This window comes from Nicoletella semolina, assembly GCF_004345745.1.
Taxonomy (GTDB): Bacteria; Pseudomonadota; Gammaproteobacteria; order Enterobacterales; family Pasteurellaceae; genus Nicoletella; species Nicoletella semolina.
Genome location: NZ_SLXJ01000022.1, coordinates 1 through 4,577 on the forward strand (window position 1 = coordinate 1; position 4,577 = coordinate 4,577).

Here is a 4,577-nt window from a genome sequence, read left to right on the forward strand (position 1 = left end):
CAAGCAATCAAGCAATCAAGCAATCAAGCAATCAAGCAATCAAGCAAAATGATAACACGTTAGTTTTTTGCTTTGCAACTCGCACTATTCATCATGATCACGCCGACAGTTTAATTTTTTCGCAAACGCCTCCTATCTACGCCCTTTCTAAACCGACACTTAGTATCTCTCCTTGTGCATTGATGACGCTGGGAGGTCGGTATGAATAAAATATTCAAAGTCATCTTTAACAAATCCACCCAAACTTGGACTGTGGTCTCAGAGCTTGCCAAATCTGCCATCAAAGTCAAATCACAAAGCTCTACCACAAAAACCACCACATTAAGCAGCTATGGCAAACTAACCCTAATCAGCACCCTCGTACTGTCTAGCCTATATGCTGGTATGGCGTGGGGGGCGTTAAACCAAGCTGGAGTACTTGGTTCTAATGGCGATGGCGTAGCATGGGGGGCAGACAGCAGAGCAGAAGGAGATCGTACAGTTGCCTTGGGGTTTAGGGCTCGTGCATCTCGAAGCAGTGTTTCCATTGGCGGTGATTCGCAAGCACTAGGATCTCGAGGAGTAGCTATTGGTCAAAGTGCGGAAGTAAACGGTGATAATGGCGTGGGTATAGGGGTTAATGCCAAAGCCTTGGGTGATAGCACTGTTGCAATAGGTGCAGGTGCAAAAGCCCAAAGCGGAGAAGCCGGCGTTGCCGTGGGGAATAATGCCCAAGCCTTTGCAACTCGTGCCGCCGCTTTGGGGGCGGGGGCACAGGCTTTAGGTGCGTCTAGCACGGCGATAGGACATAATGCTCAAGCTAAGCGAAACGAGGCCTCTGCATTTGGTTATAGTGCAAGAGCGATTAGCGAATACTCGCTTGCGTTGGGCAGTAATGCCGAAGTCAATGGACAAGCAGGGGTTGCGATTGGCCATAGAGCTCGAACTGAGAATCAATACGGTATTGCTATTGGTACAGAAGCCCTTAGTCGTTTGGAAAATTCAACATCAATCGGTAGGAAATCTAGGGCTTTAGGTAGTGCAGCTATTGCTATTGGGTATGATTCATCTGCCGAAAGAAGTGGTGCAATCGTCATCGGTAGTAGAAGTAATGGACTGCAAACCAAATCAGAAGGTGAACACTCCATCGCCATTGGTACTGGGGCACATGTTAAAACCAATCATCAAAAATCCATCGCATTTGGATACTTAGCGACGGTTCAAGCAGGTAGTGCTATCGCCATTGGACAAGAGGCTCAAGTATTAAGACAAGAGGGGGTGGCATTAGGGCATTTGGCGAAGGTGCAATCCCAACAAGGTATAGCTGTTGGCTTTAGTGCTCAAAGTACAGCTCAAAGTGCCTTAGCTTTAGGTCATCAAGCCAATGCGAGCCAAGAAGGTGCTGTTGCCCTAGGCTCACAATCTGTTGCTAACAGAAAGGCTTTCACTCGAATTCCAACTACCGCTCACACCCAAATCACCGTAAATACTAGCCAAGTCCCAACTCAAGTCTACGCTCCACAGGGTACAACGGGTACTGAACAGACAAACATCACAAACACTGCAAAAAATACACTGGGTGCTGTCTCTGTCGGAGGCAGTGGTAAAACCCGGCAAATCATCAATGTGGCAGCAGGTTCAGCAGATTCTGATGCAGCCAATATCGCTCAATTAAAAGCCGTTGCCAAACTTGCCCAGCAGGGAGCCAGTTATGACATTACAGTGCAGGGTGATAATGGTACAAACCAATTTACAATTAACAAAAATAAAGCAAATCTCACCATCAAAGGCGGCACAACTGGTCAGGGCAATTTCAGCAACATCACTGTTACCAAAGCTGGCAATGACAACACATTAGAAATAAAGCTAGCACAGAAATTAGGTGGCTTAGATAAGATTACCACCCAGCAGTTAGAAACTCACAATCTGACGGTAAAGCAGAAGCTGGAGGTGGAACGACCAGCGACATTTAAGCAAGGCTTGACAGTTAATAATGGCAAAACAACGCTAGTCCAACTAGAAGTACAAGATGATGCCACCTTTGAAAGAAAAGCCACCTTTCAGGCTCAGGCAGAATTTCAAGGAAATTTAGAGGTAGTGGGCATGCTCAATGCTACCAATTTGACTACGCTTGCTAAGCAAACTGCCACAGGCGGCATCACCTTAGGTGATAGTGCTCAAGGCACAGTAGCAGCCAATAATAAAGACGCCGTCTCAGGCGGTAAGGTACATACCGCGATTGAAACTGCTAAGATTGAGCTTAAAAATACCGGCTTTAAAGTCCAAGGCAAAAACGGCACTGAACAAACCCAAAAACTGGACAAAAAACTGACCATCACCGGTGAGGATAATGATAACAACCTGACAACCGAAGCACTAGCAGAGAGCGATGGCGTCAAAGTAAAAATCAAGCTAAACAAAGACCTAAATCTTGATAAGATCACGGTGGCTGGAAATAAACAATCCACCATTAACAACCTAGATGCTCCAGAGCTAAGCACAACTATCTTTACTTTAGCTAAGAATGGTTATGCATTCTTTAATGGCGTGGCAATATTTAGCAACAGAGCACTCTTTAACGAAGGCATGACAGTTACCAATGGCATTGATGTATCAGGACAGTCAAAATTCAGAGACCGTGTGGAGTTTGGAAAAGATGTAACGGCAAATGGCACAGTATCGGCTAATAAAGTGATGGCGGTTGAGGGTAGCTTTAACAGCCTAACCGTCAACAACACTATTGATGCTGTACAAGGTGTAAACTTAAATGGTGCTTCAGGCAATGTGGCGGCTAACGACCACAAGGCGGTATCTGGGGATAAGGTATATAACTTTGTGACTCAGCAAGTGAATAATGCTGGCTTTAAGATTGATGAAAAAGGCGTACAAAAAGCGGATATTACCAGCGGCAAAGTAGTGAACTTTGTTGATGGCGATTTGACTACTGTTTCTGTTACCCAAAATAATGGCAAAACTGAGGTTAAATACAGCGTAGTAACGCAAGAAATTGGTTCAGACAACCAAGGTAAGGCTCAGTTGCAAGGCAATAGAGCAGACAGTAAAGGCGTAGCCAAAGCCGTTGAGGTAGTGGAAGCGGTAAATAACGCCAGTATTTTTCTAAAAGCCAATGAAGAGAACACTGGTGGACGTGTCAAAAACGGCGAGTCAATCACGGTGAAACAGGGTAACAACATTGTTGTTGAGCGTCAAAATAGCAGGATTACAGTTAAAACTGTGGACAACCCAGCCTTTAAAGACATCACTACAGACAGCCTCACGACCAGCCAGCTAGAGACCGATGAGGCTCGAATTAGCAATGCTGAAATCGACGATGCTGATATCAATACCTTAACGGTGAACGAAAAAGCCAATATTAGTAATCTTACAGCAAACACTGCAGAAATTAGCGAAAAACTGACCGCTAAAACGCTGGAAGTGCAAGAAAAGACAACCTTAAAAGGCGAAGTAACCGCCAAAAAAGGCTTAACCGTCGAGGGCGACACGACCTTTAAGGGCAAGGTAGTCTTTGATGGCGAGGTGGAGATTAAAAAAATGGTGCAAGATACCACAACAGCCAATGCTAATATCACTGAAAAACTCACCACCAAAAACTTTGAAGCCAGTGGTGAGGCGACCTTTAAAGACCATGTGGATTTGCAGGCAGGGGCGACAGTAGATGGCGAACTAAATGTTGATGATGTGGTGGCGACAGGCACGATTAATGCTAACGGCATAAAAGCTGCGACAGCCGACCTCACCCAGCTGACAGTCAATGAAAAAATCGAGGCTAAAAAAGGCATCGATTTAGGCACAGGCTCAGGTGAAATCAAAGACAATGAGAAAAAAGCCGTCTCAGGTGAGGTGGTTGCGAGGACAATCAAAGAAATAAAAGAGGCTGGTTTTAAAGTGAAAGCCAATGGTCAAGAACATACAGTAAAACTGGGCGAGACGGTTGAATTTAAAGCAGGCAATGAGTTGACTGTTGAACAAAAAGACGGGGTGATAACCTATGGTTTAACCAAGCAAATCAAAGAGGCGATTGAAGCTGCCCAAAAACTCACCAATTCAGGCGTTGTGGGCGGCAACAATAAAGATCAAACAGGCAAAGAAGTTGAAGGTGCGACCGCCAATGGCAAAGGCTCACAAGCGACGGGCGAACAGTCCACCGCTACAGGACAAAATGCTCAAGCCACAGGCAATAATGCCACCGCAAGCGGTGCTAATTCCAAAGCGACAGCTGACGGAGCAACGGCAAGTGGTGCAGGTTCACAGGCGACAGGTGAACAGTCCACCGCTACAGGACAAAATGCTCAAGCCACAGGCAATAATGCCACCGCAAGCGGTGCTAATTCCAAAGCAACAGCTGATGGAGCAACGGCAAGTGGTGCAGGTTCACAGGCAACAGGCGAACAGTCCACCGCTACAGGACAAAATGCCCAAGCCACAGGCAATAATGCCACCGCAAGCGGTGCTAATTCCAAAGCGACAGCTGACGGAGCAACGGCAAGTGGTGCAGGCTCACAAGCGACAGGCGAACAGTCCACTGCTACAGGACAAAACGCTCAAGCCACAGGCAATAATGCCACCGCAAGCGGTGC

2 protein-coding genes are annotated in these 4,577 nt (G+C 46.3%); both read left to right on the plus strand.

The genetic code is table 11. The annotated features are described in order from the left end of the window. A partial coding sequence (locus tag EV693_RS09560) for a hypothetical protein (protein ID WP_207906508.1) occupies positions 1 to 209 on the plus strand: 209 nt, incomplete at its 5' end. Continuing rightward, positions 202 to 4,577 (plus strand): ESPR-type extended signal peptide-containing protein (locus EV693_RS09410; protein ID WP_207906509.1); only part of this gene is annotated, 4,376 nt, incomplete at its 3' end. The genes EV693_RS09560 and EV693_RS09410, both read left to right, overlap by 8 nt.